The organism is Kitasatospora sp. NPDC038210 (assembly GCF_055600605.1).
In genome coordinates, this window is sequence record NZ_JBVJYK010000004.1 from 133,742 (window position 1) to 149,610 (window position 15,869).

A 15,869-nucleotide genomic window follows, 5' to 3' on the forward strand; every position below is an offset into this window, starting at 1 on the left:
GAGCACGAAAGACGCCCGGCCAGAGCCGACGAGACCATACCGAGCCAGGACAAAACGGACCCTCACGGGCCGCCCGGCTGACGCTCCGGAGGATTGGATGCCCACCAGGTGACGACGGCGGGAGAGTGGTCTTCCTATGATGGGCGAATGACACCCGAGGACCGCTTCCCCGGGCCCGAGCACCCCCACCCGGGCCCCCGCCACCAGCCGGACCTCGACGTGCTGCCGTACGGCACCTATTACGAACCCGAGCCCGCCCAGGCCTACCCCGGCACCCCGTACGACGCCGAGACGTACAGCGGCTACGGCGGCGCCCGCTACCTGGAACAGCACTGGACCACCGACGGGCAGGGGCACACCGTGCACGCCCAGGGGAACACCGCGGGCCACGCCCGGGACCAGGCGACGGCGTTCTCGCACCAGGACCACCCGGGGTACGACGCCCAGGACCGCCCGGCCTACGAAGGCCAGGAGCACGCCGGGTACGACGCGCAGGACCACGGCGGGTACGACGGCCGGGACCACGGCCCGTACGAAGGCCAGGAGCGCGCCGGGTACGAAGGCCAGGACCACGCGGCCTACGACGCGCCCGAACACCCGGCGTACGAGAGCCGGGACACCGGCGGCTACGACGACCGCGCCGGCTACGAGCCGACACTCCCGGACCAGCCCTCCCCGGCCCTCCGGCTCGCCGGCCGCGACGACCCGCCGACCATCGAACTCGGCCCGCCGCTGCCGCTCCCCGACCCCGCCGCCCCGACCTACCCCTACCCGGCCCCCGGCCCCGGCGAGCCCCCCGGCCCGGTGTACGTCGTCGGCGACGTGCACGGCTACCTGGAGGAGCTGCGCGCCGCACTGCACGGCCAGGGCCTGATCGACGCCGACGGCCACTGGTCGGCGGGCCGCGCCCGGATCTGGTTCCTCGGCGACTTCACCGACCGCGGCCCCGACGGCATCGGCGTCATCGACCTGGTCATGCAGCTCGCCGCGGAGGCCGCCGCGGCCGGCGGCTACTGCCGCGCCCTGATGGGCAATCACGAACTGCTCTTCCTCGGCGCCGCCAAGTACGGCGACGAGCCCGTGCAGTCCACCGCCGGCACCGCCTCCTTCCTGGCCGCCTGGCGGCTGAACGGCGGTCAGCAGAACGACCTGGACCGCCTGGAGGCGCACCACATCAGCTGGCTGTCCCGGCTCCCCGCCATCGCGCTGGAGGACGACCACCTGCTGCTGCACTCCGACACCACCGCGTACCTGGAGTACGGCGAGTCCATCCCCGACGTCAACGACGCCGTGCACGGCCTGCTCTCCGACGGCAGCGTGGACGAGTGGTGGGACTGCTTCCGCCGCTTCACCAAGCGCTTCGCCTTCCGCGGCGACGCCGGACCGACCGCCGTCCACGAGCTGCTGGACACCTACGGCGGCAGCCGGATCGTGCACGGGCACAGCCCGATCCCGTACCTCACCGGCGCGGTGCACGCGGACGACGGCCAGCCGCCGCACATCCCCGGACCGTACGTGTACGCGGACGACCTCGCGGTGGCGATGGACGGCGGCGTCACCATGGAGGGGCGGCTGCTGGTCGCCCGACTTCCCGTCAACTGACAGCGTTCGTCGAACGGTTGTTCCCGGCGCCCGGGTCGTCGCGCACGCGCGGCCCGGGGCGCGAAATTCCGGAAACCGACTGTCAGCCCGGGCACACCCGCCCCTACCATGAGGCACACCACACCCGGCCGCCCGTCCGGCGGCCCGCCTCCGCGCCCGTTTCGGCGTCCTGAGGGCGCCCGCGCCCCCGGGGCGGAGCGAACCGGGGTCCGCACGAACGGGGTCCCCATGTCCAACCCCCCGCCGCTGCTCGCCGAGGACCGCCCGGAGTTCGAGCGCCTCCTCGCCGAAGCACTGCGCGACCGCACCGTCCTCACCGCCCTGCGCGCGCCCGGCGCGCTCACCACCGACCAACTGCGCATCCGCGCGCTGCGCGACGCCGACGGCATCAACGCCGCCGCCGGCACCGAGTACGCGCACTACAGCCGGCTGCGCGAGAGCCTGCGCACCACACCCCCACCACCACCCGGCGCCGAACCCACCGCCCCCGGCCTGCTCACCCAGCTGCGCTCCGCGAACGGCGGCGCCGGACTGTTCCCCGTCCTCACCGTGCTCACCCCGATCCTGGCCTGGGCCGCCGCCGTCTTCCTGCTGCTGATCGGCTACCTGCTGCGCGCCGCCGACCCGGACCTCGCCCTCGCCCGCTCGCTCGTCACGGCCGGCTGGGTGGCACTCGCCGCCGGAGTCGCCGCGATGGCCATCGGCATCGTCGGGCTCCTCCTCACCGCCATACGCGACGGCGCCGCGGCCGCGCCGGCCGGCACCGACCCGGAGCTCGCCGCCGAACTCACCGACGCCCGCACCGAGTGGCGCACCGCGCTGCGCGACCGCGGCCTGCTGCCCTACCTGCACGCCGCGCTCCCGCCGGTGCCCGGGCGCGAGCGCGCCGCCGACCCCGGTACCGCCTCCGGCCCGGCGGCCGCCTCCCCCGCCGGCGACCCCGGCACCGCCGAGCGGCCCGACTTCAGCAGCCCCGACTTCAGCAGCCCCGGCTACACCTCGCCCGCCTTCACCAGCCCCGGCCCCGACGGCCTGACCGACCCCGAGGGCCGCACCCCCCGCCCCGCCGCGTTCACCACGCCCGACTTCACCGGCCCCGGGTACACCGGCCCCGGCTACACCCCACCGGCCTTCACCGGCCCCGACGACGTGACCTGACCCGTCGACCACCACCCCCGCGACTCGACCCGAGTTCGGATCCGGGGGATGCATACACCCCCGATCCGGGTGCGACCACCATCGCCCGGGGCACCGCCTCCCCGCCAGGCTGGAAGCACACGAGACCGCCGACCCGGGGGAGGCCGATGATGAGCATCGGACGGACCGGACCACAGCACACCGCGCACACCCGCACCGGACCGACGGCACTGCTGGTCACCGCCCTGCTGCTGGCCCTGCTCGGGCTGCTCCCCGGCGCGGGGCCGGCACGTGCCACCGCGTCGAAGGCACCGAGCGCGACCGCCCCGGGCGCGAGCGCCCCGACCACGAAGTCCCCGGCGGCCACGAACCCGGCCCCGACCCCGGCCCCGACCCCGACCCCGAAGGCACCGAGCGCCGCCCCGGCCGCCGCGGGCGACCCGGTCGAAACCCGGGTCGACTTCGCCGGCGCCGGCGGCACCGTCCTGCACGGCCTGGTGCTGACGCCGCCCACCGCCACGGCCCGCCACCGCGGACCCGGGCTGGTCATGGTCCCCGGAGCCGGTCCGGGCCCGCTGGGCGAACTGCGGCCGGCCGCCGAGGCGTACGCCCGACGCGGCATCACCACGCTGATCTTCGACAAGCGCACCGACGGCTACTCGATGACCCACCGCGACTACGGGCAGCTCGCCGACGACGCCCTCGCCGCCGTCCGGCTGCTGCGCGCCCGGCCGGAGGTCGCACCGGGCCGGGTCGGCCTGTGGGGCCTCTCCGAGGGAGCCTGGGTGGTCTCGCTCGCCGCCGCCCGCTCCGGCGACGTGGCGTACCTGGTCACGGCCGGCGCGGTCGGCCTCACCCCGGCCCGTCAGCAGGCCTGGGCGTACGACGGCTACCTGCGCCACGCCGGCGTCTCCGGCTCGCTGCGCACCGCGCTGCCCGACAGCTCGGTCCGGGTGCTCGCCGCCGCCGGGCTCTTCCCGGAGGCCGACTACGACCCGGTGCCGGTGTGGGAGCGGGTCCACCAGCCGGTCCTCGCCGAGTGGGGCACGCTCGACCGCGAAGCCGCCCCGGAGGAGAGCGCCGCGATCATCCGGCAGGCCCTCGACCACGCCGGCAACACCCACTACACGCTGCGGACGGTCCCCGGCGTCCGGCACAACCTGCACCTGACCGACGACGACGGGTACGACCGGCCCGACCGGCTGCCGCCGGACTACGCCGAGGCCGAGACCGCCTGGATCCAGCGGCTCGCCACCGCGCTCCCCGCCGCCTCCGCCGATCCGGCCCCGCACCAGGACACCCTCAGCCACGCGCTCGCCCCGCTGCCCTGGTACCAGCGCACCTGGGCCGAGGCCGCCGCCACCCTGCTCTGCCTGACCGGCTTCGCCGGCTACGCGCTGACCGGCGCCGCCCGCCGGATCCGCCGCCGACCGCGCTCCGCCGCCCTGCCCCGCGCCGCCCGTTGGGCGGCCGCCACCGGCACCGCCGCGCTGCTGGGCGGGCTCGGCTACCTGTTCTTCCTGATGGTCACGGCCGCGATGTTCCCCGGACCGGTGCTGTTCGGACGTCCGGTGGTCTGGCTGGCGGTGCAGCTGCTCGCCGTGGTCGCGGTGGGATCCGCGGGCGTCGCCGCCTGCACCGCGCTGCGGCGGCGGGCCGCCCTCGCCGCCACCCGCGGCCTGGACCGCGCCCGGCTCGGCGCGCTGCTGCTGGCCTCGGCGGTGTTCGTGCCCTGGGCCCTGTCCTGGGGCCTGCTGCTGCCCTGACGGTGCTGCCCTGACGGCGGACCGGACCGGCACCCGCTCCCCCGCTGGGGGGCGGGTTCGCCCGTGCGGGCAGGGCGCCGGTCAGACCCGCGCCCCGTACGGGCAGGGCGCCGGTCAGACCGCGCCGGCCCCGTGCGGGCAGGGTTCGGCGAGCGGCCCGTCCCCGAACCGGCTCGGCCACGGCGGGTGCTCCCCGCCCGGCAGCCCCGCGGCCACCGCGTTCCAGCGCTCGGCCCAGGGCCGGGCCAGGTCGGGGCAGCACCACACCCGGTCCAGGTTCCAGTACGGGCTCCGCCACCTGGCGCGCCGCACGGCCGGGTCGTGCAGGCGCCTGACCCGGAAGCCCTCCAGGTGGCGCCGCCGGATGATGATGCTGATGTGGCGCCTCCCGCTGCCGCGGTGCAGCCCCACCACGTGCACGTCGCCGTCCTCGTCCGGGTAGCGGGGCGGGGACACCCAGAGCCGCGCCCCCGGCGCGAAGTGCCTGAGCCCGGACCTCACCTGCGCACCGTCCGGTCCGTGGGTGGTCGTGGCGGCGACGTTGGCCACCACGCACCACTCCGGCGGCGCGCCCGCGCCCTCCGTCTGTTCGGACATGCGGGGAGTCTGCACCCGGGCCGCGCCCTCCCACCAGCGCTTTTCCCCGCTCAGCCGGCCGCCGCCGCGACGCACGACGGCGCTGCCCCGGCAGCCGGCCCGCCGGCGGCGTCCGCCGCCGCCCGGACGAACGCCAGGACCCGCGCGGTCGAGTTGCCCTCCCGCCAGATCGGGCCGCGTTCGATCGGCGGCGCGTCGTGGATGGGCACGTAGGCGACGTCCGGGCGCGGGTAGTAGCGGCGGGAGTGCTCGCCGACCGGCAGCACGCCGCGGCCCAGGGCGACCAGGCTGAGCATCTCGGAGAACGTCCCGCCGGACGGGCCCCTGGTGACCGGACGACCGGACGGCGTGTGGTCGGGGGTGCGGTCCCGCTTGAAGGCCGCCGAGGTGACGGCCGGGTACTGCACCACCGGGTGGTCGGCGAGCACCTCGATCGACACCGACCGCTCCGCGGCCAGCGGGTGCCCGGCGGCCACCGCGAGGACCCGCTGCTCGGTCAGCAGCACCGGCCCGCAGGCCATGCCGTCGAACGGGTAGGAGGCGATCAGGACGTCCACCGAGCCGTCCACCAGGCTCGCCCGGGAGTTGGAGAGCTGGACCTCGCGGACGTCGACCCGGCAGTCGGGGTGCCGCTCGCCGAACAGCGCGACCGCCTTGAGCAGCAACGGAGCCGTCCACTCGCCGAGGAACGCGACCCGCAGCTCCCCGGTCACCCCGCGACTGGCGTCCTCCGCCCGGCGCAGGGCCGCCGCCATCGCCTCCACCACCGGGGCCAGGTCGTCGGCCAACTGGCTTCCCACGGCGGTGAGTCGCACCGTCCGGCTGGTACGTTCGAACAGCGGGCCGCCGATCCGGCGCTCCAGCTTCTTCACCACCTGGCTGACCCGCCCGGTGGTCAGGTGCAGACGCTCGGCCGTCCGGCCGAAGTGCAGCTCCTCCGCGAGCGCGAGGAAGACCTCGACCTCCAGCCGCTCCAGCATCCGCCCGCCCCGCCCCTCGATCGTTGAATCCGGCTCAACGATCGTACGTCGATCATGCGTTGATGGCGGGTCCGTTCCGGAGGATCGTGGAACACGTCACCGACCGCGCGGAACAGCCCGCGGCGATCCCCCGAGCCACGCCCGGAGCCCCCATGACCAGCGCCGCCGACCCGGCCGCCACCACCGCCGCCACCGACCCCGCCGGCACCGGGCGCCGGATCACCGCGGGCCTCTTCATGTCCCTCGACGGCGTGGTCGAGGCCCCCGAGACCTGGCACTTCCCGTACCTGAACGAGGAGATGGGCGCCGTCGTCGGCGGCCTCGCCGCCGCGGCAGACACCCTGCTGCTCGGCCGGCGCACCTACGAGACCTTCGCCGCCACCTGGCCGCAGCAGACCGGCGGCATGGCGGACGCTCTCAACGCGATCCCCAAGCTGGTCGTGTCCACCACGCTCGACAAGGCCGAGTGGAACAACTCCACCGTCCTCTCCGGCGACCTCGTCGCCGAGCTGACCGAGCTCAAGCACCGGCCGGGCCGCGACATCAGCCTCTCCGGCAGCATCATGCTCACCCGGTCCCTGCTGCGCGCCGGGCTGATCGACGACCTCCACCTGCTCGTCCACCCGATCGTCCTGGGCTCCGGCATCCGCCTGTTCACCGAGCAGGACCGGATCCCGCTGAAGCTCGCCCACTCGGCCGCCTTCCGCACCGGCGTGGTCCACCTGCACTACCGCCAGGCCTGACCACCACCCACGACACCCCCACCCACCGGAGGACCCACCATGCGCGTCATCGCCTTCGACCACCTCGTCCTCAACGTCTCGGACGTCGAACGTTCCCTGGCCTTCTACGTGGGCCTGCTGGGCCTGGAACCCGTCCGTGTCGAGGAGTGGCGTGCCGGCAAGGTGGGGTTCCCCTCCGTCCGCGTCACCCCCGAGACCATCATCGACCTGACCGACCGCCCCCGGCAGGAGTCCAACGTCGACCACATCTGCCTCACCGTCGAGCCCCTCGACTGGCAGGAGGTCATCGACGCGGGCACCTTCACCGTCCTCGAAGGCCCCGTCCCCCGCTACGGCGCCCGCGGCACCGCCACCTCCGTCTACGTGCGCGACCCCGACGGCAACACCGTCGAGCTCCGCTGGTACCCCGAGGACGCCGGCCACTGACCACGGTGCCGCCCCGGCCCCACGGGGGTGGGCCGGGGCGGCGCCGTCACCGGCGCGCCCGGTGCCCGGTCCGACGGTCGAGGCGTTGGCGGGTGCTCCGGGCTGCGGTGAGCTGGCGCACCAGTTGGTGAAGCGAGATCACGCCGGTGAGCGGGGGGAGCCCGGCGACGACGACGGCGGACAGCGTCCAGGGCACGTCGGCGACGCACAGTCCGGCCGCGAGACCGGAGAAGAGCACGACGACGACCCAGGAGTGGAACGGCTGACGTCCGTGCTGGACGGCGCGCAGGACCGACAGACAACCCGCGAGCCACGGTCCGTAGACGACCACCGGCCACAACCGCGACAGTCCGCGCGGCACGCTCGCGAACGCCATTTCCTGCAGCGGTCCGTAGGAGAACACCCAGCCCATCACACAGGCCGCGGTCACCGTCACCGCTGTCAGGACGCCGAACACGGAGCTGATCAGGTGGGGCCAGGCCGGGCGGGGGAAGGAAGACCGTCGACGGTGCCGGGAGGCCGACGGACCGGCCGGGTGGTCGGCCGGGGGCGGGCCGGGCGGGCGGTCGGGGGCGGCCGGGACGGACCGGTCGACCGGCGCTCGCGGAGGCGGCACGAAAGCCGTCTCGTCGTCCCAACCGCCGACCGACGTGACGAGGGCGCCGAACGCCTGCGCGTCGCCGTACGCGGTACCGAGATCACGGGCGAACCCGTCGTCGTACCAATCGCCCTCCGGACGGGCCGTCACACGGACGTGGTCACCGGGAACGCCCCATGCCTCGTTGTCCGGCTCACCGTAGGCGCGTTCCCCGTACGCGCCGAGAAGACCGGTCACACGCTCGTACACGGCACGCTCCCCACGTGGTCGCCCGGCCACGGCTCGATCCGACCGCCGGCCCGGGCCCGTACCGGGGGTCGCGGTGCGGCCGGCGGCATCATGATCCGTCCGAGACGAGCAGGTCGCCGATCCGCGTGGCGAACTCGCTCTCCAACCGGCTGATCTTCCGCACGAGGTCGGCCAACGGGCGCGAGGTGTACGACAGGACGACGCGCTCGCCGTTGCGCGACAGATAGCCGGTGGACACGTCGCCCACGGCGTTCCGGCGATCGGGGACGAACAGCCACCTCCCGAGCGGGGAGACCGGTTCCCTCACGGGAGGTGACGAGGCGTAGGGCAGGCATCGTGAAGTCACGGGTTCATCAACGAGAAGCGGCGACCCCGGTTTTTACGACATCCGGGCGTCCTTCCATATTCGATATCGGAGATGCTTCGCAAAATTACCCGCGGAGGTGGCGCGAGGGGTGAATATTTTCCCGCCGCCCACAGGATACTCACAAACGGGGGCCGGGAACGGGTAATCCCATACTCACCATGGGCACCGCTCGCCAGAATCCCCACGTAAAACAATCGCAAGAGAAACGTTTCTCCTTCCTGCGCGATGCTATGTTTCCCACTTGCCCTCGGCATATGCATGGACCCGTACCGGCCGGCTCGGCCCCTGGGAGGCCCCTTGATCAGCTGGAAGGAATATCTGGAAGCGGTTTGTCTTCACCGGCAAGGATGGTCGATAATCAAGATCTCCCGGCATCTCGGGCGCGATCGAAAAACAATCAGGTCCTACCTCCGCGGCGAGCGGACACCGGGCGTCCGAATTTCTTCCCGGGACGGCTTCCTCCAATTCCTGCCGTACTGCCGCCAGCGCCTCGCGGAGGACCCGCACCTCGCCGCGACCGTCCTCCACGACGAGGTCGTCGAACTCGGCTACGAGGGCGGCTATTCGACCTTCACCCGGGCTCTGCGCAGACATCGGGCCCGGCCGCGCTGCGAGCGGTGCCAGGACGCGACCACCACCGCGAGCAGCCACCCCGCTGCCGAACGGAGCGCGGCGGCCGTCGAGTTCGACTGGATCCGGCTCCCCGGGCCGCCGGCCAGTTGGGGCTACGGCGAGCGGGCGTGCCTTCTCCTGGGCTCGCTCACCGGCACGGGCGCGGACAGCGGCACGGACGCGGACGGCGGCACCGCCCGCTGGTCAGTGGCGCTGGCGGAGGACCAGGAGCTGCCCCACCTCGTGGAAGCCGTCGACCTCGTGCTGAGGCGGCTGGGCGGCACCACCGGGCGCTGGCGATTCGGCAGGACGCCGACCGTGTGGTGCCCGCGGACCGACCGGGTGACACCGGCCTTCGGGCAGGTGGCCGGACACTACGGCGTGCGCGTCGAGTGCCGCCTGCCGACCGACCACCGTTCGCGCACTCGCCGGGCCCTGGACGAGGCCCTCCGCTCCTGGTGGCGCGGTCTACCGGACGGGACCACCCTCCAGGAGGCCTGGCACAGTCTGGGCCGGTTCGCCCTGCGCCTGGACACCCGGTGCGGGAGCACCGGGTGCGTACGCCCCGAGGCCGGCGGTCCCACACCCGGCACCACAGCACTCCGGGAGCTGCCCGAGTTGCCCTACCCGGTCCGCGTCCGCGCCCGCCGTACCGTCACCGCCCAGGGCCTGGTGCCCTTCCGCGGCAACTTCTACGCACTGCCGGACCACCTGCTCGGCGCTCCGGTGGAGGTCCGCCAACGCCTCGACCAGTCCCACCTGTCCATCGCGACGCCTGCCGGAGCCGTCATCGCCCGCTGCCCGCTCGCCCCGGCGGGGGCCGGGCTGACGGTGGTCGAGCACAGCAGCGCGATCGCCGTGCTGGAGCGGCACCCGGCCCCGGTGCCCACCGACGGCCCGTTCTGCCGACGGACCACCCCGCGTCCGCCGTCCCCGCGGGCCCTGGCCGAAGCCGACGCGCTACGTGCCAGGTCCGGCGTCCCGCCCACCCGTCGGCCCGGCGAGGAGCGGAACAGCACGCCGCCACGGGTTCCCGTCCAGCGGGACTGCACGGCCGACAACGCCGGGAGCTGAGCAGCCGGCGCACGGTCCACAGGGCGCCTCCCACCCCCGACGACGTCCACCTCGTCCCCCCGACGGGCCGCCACCGGACCGGGGGGACGAGCAGGCATCGCCCAGTCCTCCGCCCGGCACGGGAAACGGGTGTGACCCGGGGGTTCAAGCCCCGGGCCACACCCGTCCCCGAGGTCAGTCGGCCAGCGGGAGGTAGACGCGGTTACCCCGGGCCGCGAACTCTTCGGACTTGGCCCTCATGCCGGCTTCGGCCTCATCGTCGCTGGTCCCGGCCATGTCGTCGCCGTAGGTGTCCATGATGCTCTTGCTGATCTTCATCGAGCAGAACTTCGGGCCGCACATGGAGCAGAAGTGGGCCGTCTTGGCGGGTTCGGCGGGCAGCGTCTCGTCGTGGAAGTCGCGGGCGGTCTCCGGGTCGAGGGCCAGGTTGAACTGGTCCTCCCAGCGGAACTCGAAGCGGGCGTCGGAGAGCGCGTCGTCCCATTCCTGGACGCCCGGGTGGCCCTTGGCGAGGTCGGCGGCGTGGGCGGCGATCTTGTAGGTGATCACGCCGGTCTTGACGTCGTCCCGGTTGGGCAGGCCCAGGTGCTCCTTGGGCGTGACGTAGCAGAGCATCGCGGTGCCCCACCAGGCGATCATCGCGGCGCCGATGCCCGAGGTGATGTGGTCGTAGCCGGGGGCGACGTCGGTGGTGAGCGGGCCGAGGGTGTAGAACGGCGCCTCGTCGCAGATCTCCTTCTGGAGATCCATGTTCTCCTTGATCTTGTGCATCGGGACGTGGCCCGGGCCCTCGATCATCACCTGGACGTCGCGCTCGCGGGCGATCCGGCCGAGCTCGCCGAGGGTCTGCAGCTCGGCGAACTGCGCCTCGTCGTTGGCGTCCGCGATCGAGCCGGGGCGCAGGCCGTCACCGAGCGAGAAGGTCACGTCGTAGGCGGCGAGGATGTCGCAGAGCTCCTCGAAGTTGGTGTAGAGGAAGTTCTCCTGGTGGTGCGCCAGGCACCAGGCGGCCATGATCGAGCCGCCGCGCGACACGATGCCGGTCTTGCGGCGGGCGGTCAGCGGGACGTAGCGCAGCAGCACGCCGGCGTGGACGGTCATGTAGTCGACGCCCTGCTCGCACTGCTCGACGACGGTGTCCCGGTAGACCTCCCAGCTCAGCTCCTCGGCCTTGCCGTCCACCTTCTCCAGGGCCTGGTAGAGCGGCACGGTGCCGATCGGCACGGGGGAGTTGCGCAGGATCCACTCGCGGGTGGTGTGGATGTTGCGGCCGGTGGAGAGGTCCATGACGGTGTCGGCGCCCCAGCGGGTGGCCCAGGTCATCTTCTCCACCTCCTCCTCGATCGAGGAGGTGACGGCCGAGTTGCCGATGTTGGCGTTGATCTTCACCAGGAAGTTGGTGCCGATGATCGCCGGCTCCACCTCGGGGTGGTTCACGTTCACCGGGATGACGGCCCGGCCGCGGGCCACTTCGTCGCGCACGAACTCGGGCGCCAGGCCTTCGCGGAGGGCCACGAACTCCATCTCCGGGGTCACCACGCCCCGCTTGGCGTAGGCGAGTTGGGTGACGGCCGCACCGCCGCGGCCGCGCAGCGGACGGCGCGGGCGGCCGGGGAAGACGGCGTCCAGGTTGCGCAGGTTCCCGCCGCGCGGCGCGGTGTGCTTGATCCCGTCGTCCTCGGGACGCGGCTCGCGGCCGTCGTACTCCTCGACGTCGCCGCGCTGGCGGATCCAGGCGTCGCGCAGCGCGGGCAGGCCGCGCCGCACGTCGGGCTGGTACGCCGGGTCGGTGTACGGGCCGGAGGTGTCGTACAGCGGGACGGACCTGCCGTTGGTGAGCCGCACCTCGCGGTAGGGGACCCGCAGGTCGGGGCGGGATCCCTCGCGGTAGGCCTTGCTCCAGGCCGGGGTCGGGTAGCCGGTGCGCTCGCTGCTGGGGGCGCTCCGGACAGACTGCGGCTGTGCGTCGAACGTGGTCATCTGACCTCTACTCCCTACGCCGGCATTACCCGGTCAGGTTCCTGCGGTCGACGCAGCCGTCGGTCCGTCCGTCGACGTCCCGGTCAGCGCCCTCTCAGCCCGGTGCTCCGAGCTCCCGCGTCGCAGGCGGTGTTGCCTGCACATGACGCCCAACACGGTAGCGAGCCGATCGCCGCTGGTCCAGAGCGGGTCCACGGGCCGGGAACGGCCGAGGCCCGGTCCCCGTGACGGGGACCGGGCCTCAGGGCGGCGTTCGGGAGAGAGGTCAGCTCTTGGCGGCCTTCTTCACCAGGATCACCACGGCGGCCGCGATGCCGACCACCACCAGCAGCTTGATCGCGAAGCCCAGCAGCGTCCCGATCACCCCGAAGACGAAGGCCACGATGTTCCAGGCCAGCACCAGGACCAGCACCGGGATGACGATGTTGCGCACCCAGGAGGGCAGCGACTTCCAGAGCTCAGCCATGTCCGTTCCTCTTCTCCCCTCGGGCCGGCCGCCGTCCGGTGCCGGATCCCGCTTGCTTTCGATACTTCGATCGTACGGGGGCCCGAGTGCCGGAACGAGGCCCAACGGCCCGGAGAGAACCCCGAGATCACCCCGACCCCGACCCCCGGGGAACACCCCCGGGGATCTACGGGGACACCCCCTGGAAGGCCCCCGCCGAACGGCCGGGAACCGGTCCGCCGCCGGTCAGACCGGCCAGCGCTCACCGCGCCAGGCGGCGTCCCAGAACATCCACTCGTAGCGCGAGGTGGTCACGAAGTGCTCGACCACCTTGCGGCGTTCGACCGCGGAGAGCTCCTCGCCGATCCGGTCGGCGAGCGCCAGCACCCGGCGGACCACCGACTGGAACGCCTCGTCGCCGTAGGTCGCGATCCACTTGGCGTAGAGCGGGTCGGGGGAGCCCTGGGCGAGCAGGGCCCCGCCGACCCGGGCGTAGATCCAGTAGCAGGGCAGCACCGCGCCGACGGCCTCGGCGAAGGAGCCGCCGTAGACCGTGGCCAGCAGGTAGCTGGTGTAGGCCCGGGTGGTGGGCAGCACGGGTTCGGCGGCGGCCTGCTCGGCGCTGCCGCCGAAGGCGGTCAGGAACTCCGCGTGCATGCCCTGCTCGGCGGCCAGTGCGCCGACCGCGTCGTCGGCGAAGGCCCGGACGTCCTCCTCGCCGGGCGCCTTGGCGGCGCAGACGGCGAGGGCGCGGGCGTAGTCGCGCAGGTAGTGCGAGTCCTGGACGACGAAGTGGCGGAAGGCCTCGCGCGGCAGGGTGCCGTCGGTGAGGCCGGCGAGGAAGGGGTGGGCCAGGATCTCGGCGTAGACCGGCTCGATGGCCGCCCAGAGCTCTTCGGTGAGACTGCGTTCTTCGGTGAGGCTGCGGGTCATGCGGACGACCCTAGACGAGTCGTTCCGAAGTGATCGTGATCAGCTTGTCGCTGGGCCGAGGGGCCGTTCGATGGCCTGCTGCCGGCCCGTGGACATGCACGCCTCCTGTGCCGAGGCGGGCTTTGCCACCCTCGACAAGCCAGCGAAGCAGATGACGCTCGCCGCACGATGGGGGCCGGAGCTGGTGCTGCTTGTCCCGAGCCGCTCACGACAGCTGCCGAATCCCTCCCCGGGGTTCAACTCAGCTGGTCGCGCACGAGATCAAGGAATGCCTGTCGGCTCGGATGTATGTGTGCCCAGACCTTCTCGTCCTGTGGCTCTCCCGGGTCTGCGGGGCCCTCTCTGATCACCTCCTGCAGTGCGAACGCGAGGCTGCGTGCCGCTTCGCTGACCTCGGACGGGCACAGTACGTGGATCGTCTTCTGCATCACCCACACCCTGTCGAGGACCTGCCTCGCCCGGGCCTGCCACTGCTCGTCAGCCAGGTTGTGGTGATGCCGGTCCACCGCGACTCGTTCTGCTTCCTGCACCGCAGACAGAAATTCGATGAGGTGAGTGAGACGCTCGTTGCGGCGCGCCTCGGCAAGTTCACGAACACTGCGGCGCGCCTCGCCGCGTTCCAAGGCGCGTCCTGCCGAGCGCTGGGCCAGCATCGACATGAGCCCGCCGAGGAGGACGCCGATGAGCGGCGCAAGCGTTGTCCACACAACGTCCGACTATGACACCGACGGCATGAATACGGCACGGGGTTCGGGCGATATCGGGCCGGGACCGGGACGCGAGGGCGGCCAGGTCGTCGCCGCCTTCGACGGCGGCGGCCCAGCAGACGGCGGCCGAGATCGTTCTGTGACGAATGACCTGGACACCCTGCTCACCGCACTGCATGTGAAGATCGACGACGAGATCACGGACACCCGGTGGCTGGGACGCCCTCCCCGGCTGTCCGATTCCGAGCTCGTCGGCCGCCGTCGCCCAGGCAATGCGGGCTTCACCTCGGAGTCCAGGTGGCTGCGGTTCGCCCACTCCCGCCTCGGCACGACGTTCCCCTTCGTGCCGGAGCAGCCGGGCTGGAACAAGCGGCTGCGCGCTGCATTGCTGCTGGTCAAGGGGGGCATACGGCTCCTTGCGACCGGGAGAGACGCCGCGAGGGCGAGTCACTGCTGAAATCGGTGCGGCAACTGATCGAGTCGGTGAACGCCCCCGGCGGCGGTCCCCGGCCACGGGCCGGACGTCGGGGCTCCGGCGGCGGCGGTCCCCGGCCACGGGCCGGTCGGCCGTCCTCCACCGGCGGGAGCGGGCCTTCGGCACCAATCCGCCGTGTGGTGGTTCCCCCGGGCGGTGCCGCCTGCCAGGCTTGGGCGGTATGAAGGGTTTCGTCATCAAGACACTGATCAACGCGGCGGCCATCTGGGCCGCCGCCTGGATCGTCGCAGGCATCCAACTCGCCCAGGGCAACGCCGACTGGCAGCACAAGGCGCTCACGGTGCTCGGCGTCGCCGTCGTCTTCGGCGTCGTCAACTGGCTGATCAAGCCGGTGGTCAAGCTGTTCTCGTTCCCGCTGTTCATCCTCACACTGGGCCTGATCACCTTCGTGATCAACGCGCTGATGCTGATGCTGACCTCGTGGGCGTCGGGGAAGCTGCAGCTGGACTTCCACGTGACCGACTTCTGGGCCGCGCTGTTCGGTTCGCTGATCATCAGCTTGGTGGCGTGGGGCCTGCACCTGGCCCTGGACGACGACTGACCGCCGTCGTGCGGGGTGCGCGCGAGGGGCCCGTACCCGGGTGGACCACCCGGGTACGGGCCCCTTCGTCGTGCCGCGCACGTGCCGCGGGGCACGACGGGGATCGCCGCGGGGCACGCCGCGGGCGTCCTCCTCGGGCCGCCTCAGCCCGCGTTCTCCCGCCCGCGGAGGATGGCCGCGAGCTTGGCGTCGAGCTCCCGTCCGATCAGCTCCTGCCCCACCGGCACCAGCCGGTCGGTGCCGGCCAGGAAGGCGAGCAGCGGCGCGGACGGGGCCCGCAGCACGGCGTCGCCGGCGGGGGAGCGCAGCAGGATGCGCACCTCCGTGGCCGCCTCGTCGACCGGGTGGATGTGCACGTCGCCCTCGCCCGCCGGGCCGGTGATCCCGTCGAGCAGCAGCTCCCGCGCGAAGAACCAGGTCACCGGCGCGTCACCGGGCAGGTGGAAGGCGAACCGGACGGCGTACGGATCACCGGCCTCGTAGACCGCGTCCACCGGGACGCGCACGGAGAGCTCGTGCGAGACCACGAGGTTCATCACCAGGTGCCCCTGGACCCTGCTGTGCTGCATGGCGCCAGTCCTCTCGTTCTGCCCCGGTCGGGCTTCGACCCGCGCCC

16 protein-coding genes and 1 pseudogene are annotated in these 15,869 nt (G+C 73.0%); 8 read left to right on the forward strand and 9 right to left on the reverse strand.

Translation table 11 applies throughout. The features are described from left to right. Nucleotides 1–147 precede the first annotated feature (147 nt). From ACZ7KX_RS09750 to ACZ7KX_RS09760, 3 genes are all read left to right on the forward strand, one after another. Nucleotides 148–1,602, forward strand: a complete 1,455-nt coding sequence (locus ACZ7KX_RS09750) for a metallophosphoesterase (RefSeq protein ID WP_470326030.1) — start codon at nucleotides 148–150, stop codon at nucleotides 1,600–1,602. A gap of 228 nt (nucleotides 1,603–1,830) precedes the next feature. Then, on the forward strand, nucleotides 1,831–2,760 hold the full coding sequence (locus tag ACZ7KX_RS09755; RefSeq protein WP_470326031.1) for a hypothetical protein: 930 nt from the start codon (nucleotides 1,831–1,833) through the stop codon (nucleotides 2,758–2,760). A gap of 146 nt (nucleotides 2,761–2,906) precedes the next feature. Continuing rightward, on the forward strand, nucleotides 2,907–4,505 hold the full coding sequence (locus ACZ7KX_RS09760) for an alpha/beta hydrolase family protein (protein WP_470326032.1): 1,599 nt from the start codon (nucleotides 2,907–2,909) through the stop codon (nucleotides 4,503–4,505). Nucleotides 4,506–4,619: 114 nt separating this feature from the next. Here ACZ7KX_RS09760 and ACZ7KX_RS09765 read toward each other — a convergent pair whose 3' ends face one another. Then, on the reverse strand, nucleotides 4,620–5,102 hold the full coding sequence (locus ACZ7KX_RS09765; RefSeq protein ID WP_470326033.1) for a hypothetical protein: 483 nt from the start codon (nucleotides 5,100–5,102) through the stop codon (nucleotides 4,620–4,622). A gap of 50 nt (nucleotides 5,103–5,152) precedes the next feature. Continuing rightward, entirely contained in the window at nucleotides 5,153–6,082 is a 930-nt protein-coding gene (locus tag ACZ7KX_RS09770) for a LysR family transcriptional regulator (protein ID WP_470326034.1), read from the reverse strand. A 152-nt stretch (nucleotides 6,083–6,234) separates the two neighbouring features. On the opposite strand from ACZ7KX_RS09770, the gene ACZ7KX_RS09775 reads away from it, so the two are divergent. Both ACZ7KX_RS09775 and ACZ7KX_RS09780 read left to right on the forward strand, forming a co-directional pair. After that, a complete protein-coding gene (locus ACZ7KX_RS09775; RefSeq protein WP_470326035.1) occupies nucleotides 6,235–6,825 on the forward strand; it encodes a dihydrofolate reductase family protein in 591 nt (196 codons plus the stop codon). Nucleotides 6,826–6,864: 39 nt separating this feature from the next. Then, nucleotides 6,865–7,251, forward strand: coding sequence for a VOC family protein (locus ACZ7KX_RS09780; RefSeq protein WP_470326036.1), 387 nt, complete (start codon nucleotides 6,865–6,867; stop codon nucleotides 7,249–7,251). Between the two features lie 46 nt (nucleotides 7,252–7,297). Here ACZ7KX_RS09780 and ACZ7KX_RS09785 read toward each other — a convergent pair whose 3' ends face one another. Together ACZ7KX_RS09785 and ACZ7KX_RS09790 are read right to left on the reverse strand one after the other, a co-directional pair. Further along, entirely contained in the window at nucleotides 7,298–8,098 is an 801-nt protein-coding gene (locus tag ACZ7KX_RS09785; RefSeq protein ID WP_470326037.1) for a DUF2637 domain-containing protein, read from the reverse strand. 88 nt (nucleotides 8,099–8,186) lie between these two features. Then, the gene (locus ACZ7KX_RS09790; protein WP_470326038.1) at nucleotides 8,187–8,336 is read right to left on the reverse strand and encodes a hypothetical protein; all 150 of its coding nucleotides are present in this window, start codon (nucleotides 8,334–8,336) and stop codon (nucleotides 8,187–8,189) included. A 426-nt stretch (nucleotides 8,337–8,762) separates the two neighbouring features. Here ACZ7KX_RS09790 and ACZ7KX_RS09795 point away from each other — a divergent pair, with 426 nt between their 5' ends. Next, nucleotides 8,763–10,151: a Mu transposase domain-containing protein gene (locus ACZ7KX_RS09795; RefSeq protein WP_470326039.1), complete on the forward strand. Its 1,389-nt coding sequence runs from the start codon at nucleotides 8,763–8,765 to the stop codon at nucleotides 10,149–10,151. A 174-nt stretch (nucleotides 10,152–10,325) separates the two neighbouring features. Here ACZ7KX_RS09795 and thiC read toward each other — a convergent pair whose 3' ends face one another. From thiC to ACZ7KX_RS09815, 4 genes are all read right to left on the reverse strand, one after another. Then, nucleotides 10,326–12,131, reverse strand: a complete 1,806-nt coding sequence (gene thiC / locus ACZ7KX_RS09800; RefSeq protein ID WP_470326040.1) for a phosphomethylpyrimidine synthase ThiC — start codon at nucleotides 12,129–12,131, stop codon at nucleotides 10,326–10,328. 265 nt (nucleotides 12,132–12,396) lie between these two features. Beyond that, on the reverse strand, nucleotides 12,397–12,597 hold the full coding sequence (locus tag ACZ7KX_RS09805; protein WP_350523657.1) for a DUF5326 family protein: 201 nt from the start codon (nucleotides 12,595–12,597) through the stop codon (nucleotides 12,397–12,399). A 225-nt stretch (nucleotides 12,598–12,822) separates the two neighbouring features. Next, nucleotides 12,823–13,509, reverse strand: coding sequence for a thiaminase II (gene tenA, locus ACZ7KX_RS09810; RefSeq protein ID WP_470326041.1), 687 nt, complete (start codon nucleotides 13,507–13,509; stop codon nucleotides 12,823–12,825). Nucleotides 13,510–13,745: 236 nt separating this feature from the next. Beyond that, nucleotides 13,746–14,168 carry a hypothetical protein gene (locus ACZ7KX_RS09815; RefSeq protein WP_470326042.1) on the reverse strand — a complete coding sequence of 141 codons (423 nt, stop codon included), beginning with the start codon at nucleotides 14,166–14,168 and terminating at the stop codon, nucleotides 13,746–13,748. A 187-nt stretch (nucleotides 14,169–14,355) separates the two neighbouring features. Here ACZ7KX_RS09815 and ACZ7KX_RS09820 point away from each other — a divergent pair. Then, nucleotides 14,356–14,649 (forward strand): annotated as a pseudogene (locus ACZ7KX_RS09820) (IS982 family transposase); the annotation flags it as partial. A gap of 223 nt (nucleotides 14,650–14,872) precedes the next feature. Next, nucleotides 14,873–15,253 (forward strand): phage holin family protein, encoded by a 381-nt coding sequence (locus tag ACZ7KX_RS09825; protein WP_350523655.1) that lies wholly within the window; start codon nucleotides 14,873–14,875, stop codon nucleotides 15,251–15,253. A gap of 143 nt (nucleotides 15,254–15,396) precedes the next feature. Here the strand turns inward: ACZ7KX_RS09825 and ACZ7KX_RS09830 are convergent, their stop codons facing one another. Further along, the gene (locus ACZ7KX_RS09830; RefSeq protein ID WP_470326043.1) at nucleotides 15,397–15,822 is read right to left on the reverse strand and encodes an SsgA family sporulation/cell division regulator; all 426 of its coding nucleotides are present in this window, start codon (nucleotides 15,820–15,822) and stop codon (nucleotides 15,397–15,399) included. Nucleotides 15,823–15,869: the final 47 nt, after the last annotated feature.

Excerpts from the sequence above, each read along its gene's own strand:
- ACZ7KX_RS09750 (WP_470326030.1), top strand. The coding sequence starts at position 148 with ATGACACCCGAGGACCGCTTCCCCGGGCCCGAGCACCCCCACCCGGGC.
- ACZ7KX_RS09755 (WP_470326031.1), top strand. The coding sequence starts at position 1,831 with ATGTCCAACCCCCCGCCGCTGCTCGCCGAGGACCGCCCGGAGTTCGAG.
- ACZ7KX_RS09760 (WP_470326032.1), top strand. The coding sequence starts at position 2,907 with ATGATGAGCATCGGACGGACCGGACCACAGCACACCGCGCACACCCGC.
- ACZ7KX_RS09765 (WP_470326033.1), bottom strand. The coding sequence starts at position 5,102 with ATGTCCGAACAGACGGAGGGCGCGGGCGCGCCGCCGGAGTGGTGCGTG.
- ACZ7KX_RS09770 (WP_470326034.1), bottom strand. The coding sequence starts at position 6,082 with ATGCTGGAGCGGCTGGAGGTCGAGGTCTTCCTCGCGCTCGCGGAGGAG.
- ACZ7KX_RS09775 (WP_470326035.1), top strand. The coding sequence starts at position 6,235 with ATGACCAGCGCCGCCGACCCGGCCGCCACCACCGCCGCCACCGACCCC.
- ACZ7KX_RS09780 (WP_470326036.1), top strand. The coding sequence starts at position 6,865 with ATGCGCGTCATCGCCTTCGACCACCTCGTCCTCAACGTCTCGGACGTC.
- thiC (WP_470326040.1), bottom strand. The coding sequence starts at position 12,131 with ATGACCACGTTCGACGCACAGCCGCAGTCTGTCCGGAGCGCCCCCAGC.
- ACZ7KX_RS09805 (WP_350523657.1), bottom strand. The coding sequence starts at position 12,597 with ATGGCTGAGCTCTGGAAGTCGCTGCCCTCCTGGGTGCGCAACATCGTC.
- tenA (WP_470326041.1), bottom strand. The coding sequence starts at position 13,509 with ATGACCCGCAGCCTCACCGAAGAACGCAGTCTCACCGAAGAGCTCTGG.
- ACZ7KX_RS09815 (WP_470326042.1), bottom strand. The coding sequence starts at position 14,168 with ATGTCGATGCTGGCCCAGCGCTCGGCAGGACGCGCCTTGGAACGCGGC.
- ACZ7KX_RS09825 (WP_350523655.1), top strand. The coding sequence starts at position 14,873 with ATGAAGGGTTTCGTCATCAAGACACTGATCAACGCGGCGGCCATCTGG.
- ACZ7KX_RS09830 (WP_470326043.1), bottom strand. The coding sequence starts at position 15,822 with ATGCAGCACAGCAGGGTCCAGGGGCACCTGGTGATGAACCTCGTGGTC.